Annotated in this window: 3 protein-coding genes and 2 pseudogenes; 4 read left to right on the top strand and 1 reads right to left on the bottom strand. The window is 59.5% G+C overall.

What is annotated here, in order from left to right; all coding sequences use genetic code 11:
- Window positions 1-120: 120 nt before the first annotated feature.
- From ACIQWO_RS27365 to ACIQWO_RS27350, 4 genes and pseudogenes are all read left to right on the top strand, one after another.
- Window positions 121-726, top strand: a pseudogene (locus tag ACIQWO_RS27365) (nitrate/nitrite transporter); the annotation flags it as partial.
- A gap of 76 nt (window positions 727-802) precedes the next feature.
- Window positions 803-1,123, top strand: a complete 321-nt coding sequence (locus ACIQWO_RS27360; RefSeq protein WP_402830845.1) for a hypothetical protein — start codon at window positions 803-805, stop codon at window positions 1,121-1,123.
- A 1,025-nt stretch (window positions 1,124-2,148) separates the two neighbouring features.
- The gene (tnpB, locus tag ACIQWO_RS27355) at window positions 2,149-2,454 is read left to right on the top strand and encodes an IS66 family insertion sequence element accessory protein TnpB (RefSeq protein WP_402830843.1); all 306 of its coding nucleotides are present in this window, start codon (window positions 2,149-2,151) and stop codon (window positions 2,452-2,454) included.
- A 71-nt stretch (window positions 2,455-2,525) separates the two neighbouring features.
- Window positions 2,526-2,744 (top strand): annotated as a pseudogene (locus ACIQWO_RS27350) (transposase); the annotation flags it as partial.
- A gap of 37 nt (window positions 2,745-2,781) precedes the next feature.
- Here the strand turns inward: ACIQWO_RS27350 and ACIQWO_RS27345 are convergent.
- A partial coding sequence (locus ACIQWO_RS27345) for an integrase core domain-containing protein (RefSeq protein ID WP_402830847.1) occupies window positions 2,782-2,944 on the bottom strand: 163 nt, incomplete at its 5' end.

The raw sequence follows: 2,944 nt of genomic DNA, 5'->3' as shown, positions 1-2,944 counted from the left end.
CGGCTTCTCGCAGGAAGCCAATGATCTGCTCTTCGGTGAATCGCTTTTTCATGTCCAATCTCCTGACTACGTGATTGGACTCTAAATCGCCGCGCCACTCAAATCGGGGGAGACGTCGCCCGGGTCTGGCGGCTGTGTCAGTACTACTCGGTCACGTTCGGCGGGTTCACGGCGCTTTCGCTATGGATTCCGCAGTACCTCAAGGCGGAATATGGAATGACGGTGGTGATGGCGGCCGCCGTGGCGGCCGGCTTCTCGCTGCCGGGTTCGGTGCTGCGGGCGGTCGGCGGGGTGCTATCGGACAAGTTCGGGGCACACGCGGTGACGTGGTGGTGCCTGTGGGTGGCGTGGGTCTGCCTATTCCTGCTGTCGTATCCGAAGACGGACTTCGTCATCTACACGATTGACGGCCCGCAGACATTCCATATCAGCATCTCGGTCGTTGTTTTCGTGCTGCTGGCCTTTGTGCTGGGTGCGGTGTTCGCATTCGGCATGGCCTCGACGTTCAAATATGTCGCTGACGAATTCCCCGAGAATCTGGGTGTTGTCACGGGTATCGTCGGTCTGGCGGGCGGTTTTGGCGGCTTTCTGCTGCCAATCATGTTCGGCGCACTGCTCGATATTCTCAAGATCCGGTCGAGCTGCTTCATGCTCATGTATGGCATCGTCTGGGTGTCGCTGATCGTGATCTATCTGTCCGAGGTGCGAAAGGCCCGGGTGATGTAGGTCTCGGGGGAAGGCTGCCGACGGAACGTGTGGCTACAAGGGGACATCTGTATGTAGTTAGTTATGGAAAAATGAGGTGACGATCGCGGTGTCGTCACCCCATCCATCACCCTGCGACACCTTCATGTCCATTCCAGCAGTCTTCATCAGCATAGCGATCCCATCGTGCGTCATGAGCGTGGCGGGTTTGCTCCTGATCGGCACGTCGAACGGGATTGTGGTCACGGCTTGCACGTTGTTGATGGTTGCCTCGATGCTCGGTCTGCGCGGCTTTCGTCAGTTCCTGAAGACGCCGGCGTCGGTGCCCTGGGAATACGGAGCGTGCGGCGTGATTTTAGTGATGTGCTCGTCCATTGAACGTTCGTTTCGCCGCATGTGGAAGCACGCAGCGCCATGACTCGGCGTTCTCGCCTACGTGTGCTTTCAGATCGGCTGGGAAGTGCTGAAGTACCGTAACCGTCATTTCATGGTCGCATGGACAGGGCTGAAGCCCGGGTCCAAAGTGGTGTCCGTTAGTTCAAGTGGTGGGGACTACTTTGGATGCACGGAATGCGCGGCCATCGAACCATGAGGGCCGACCGGACTCCACACCAGGGTATCGACGGCAAGTTGCCGTCGCGGCGCGCGCGCCAGGGATCTAAGTAGCCAAGCTCGCGAAGGCACACGGACTGAATTCAAATATGGTAACCATGTGGTGCCGTCAGCTGCGGTGTTGCTGCCCGTAGCGCTACTTGATTCACCAACTGGCGAGACCGTAGAGCCGGTGTCGCTCACTCTACAGCCTGTCGAGTCACATCGCGAGAGCGTCTCGGCAGCGTCGGGTGAACGGTGCCCGTGTGCGTGTCACGGGCATGGTCGGCCCTGTGCAGTTACGCCTCGTGCTGCGCTACCTGATGCGTAAGCGCTCGATTTGTACCGTCTTTTCGTGAGGTTTCAAGGTAAGCGGGGCCTCAACACCGTCTCGACGTGAGTCGCAAGACTGGCCAGAGTATTCCCCACCAAATCGAGTAGTGGGGCCATTTTGTCGGTAGAGACGACAACGAAACGCAGTGGCCGCAAGGGCCGGCCGAACAATCCAGTGAAGTATCGGCGACGGCTGGCACAGCTGGCGTGTGAGCCGAGTGTATCCGTGGCACGCGTGGCGATCGAGCACGGACTGAACACCAATTTATAGTTCAAATTGTGCCGCGCCTACCTCGCTGGAGAATATGACGCGGGCACGCTGATGCCGGTATCTGTGGTCAACGAGGTGATACCGTCAGCACCGCCTCAGCCGAGTGCGTATGCGGTGCTCATCGAGACGCCGAGCCCGTGCGGCGTAATGGAGATTATCGTCGGTTCGGCGCGTGTGCGTATCGAGGGCGCCCCCGATGCCACCACGTTGCGGCTGATTTTAGCGAGTCTGCGAAGCAAGGAGCCCGCATGATCTGCTTGCCCAGCGGTACGCGGGTGTGTCTCGCGGCCGGCGTCACCGACATGCGCTCGGGCTTCAACAGTCTCGCCGCGAAGGTGCAGGCCGTGCTCGAGTGGGATCCCTTCAGCGGTCACGTCTTCGTCTTCCGAAGCAAACGCGGCGACTTGCTCAAAGTGCTCTGGTGGAGTGGTGACGGACTGTGCCTGCTGATGAAGTGCCTCGAGAAGGGCCACTTCGTGTGGCCGCAGGCGATGAGCGGCACAGTGTCACTCAGCCCGGCACAGCAGTCGATGTTGCTTGAGGGCATCGACTGACGCCAACCCACCCGCACCGCCGCTCCCGCATCCGCGTTGTGAACGTCAGCGCGCACACGTAAGCTGTCGGCATGAATTCCGCTGCCCACCTTCCCGACGACATCGGAGCGCTCAAAACGCTACTGCGTGAGCGCGACATGCGTCTCGAGCATTTGCAGGATGTCGTCGACTCGCAGAAAGCGGTCATCGCCACCGGCAAGGCGGAGATCGAGCATCTTAAGTTGCTGATCGCCAAGCTGCGCCGCATGCAGTTCGGTCGCAAGTCGGAGAAGTTCGATCGGCCGATCGAACTCCCGAAGATGACCTGCCTGATTTCTTCGGACCGATTCAATCTTGGGGAACGGCCTCGATTGCTTCAGTTGAACAGTATCGCTGCTTAAACTCGTTGGGCGTCAGATAGGCCAGACTCGAATGCGGCCGAATGCCATTGTAGTGACGCCGCCATTGCTCAATGACGACCTTGGCCTCGAGCCGTGTCCGAAACCACTCC

The organism is Pandoraea sp. NPDC090278 (assembly GCF_044772185.1).
In the GTDB taxonomy this organism is placed as follows: Bacteria; Pseudomonadota; Gammaproteobacteria; order Burkholderiales; family Burkholderiaceae; genus Pandoraea.
Note: the sequence above shows the minus strand (reverse complement) of the source record. Positions and strands in the feature narration are given on the sequence as shown.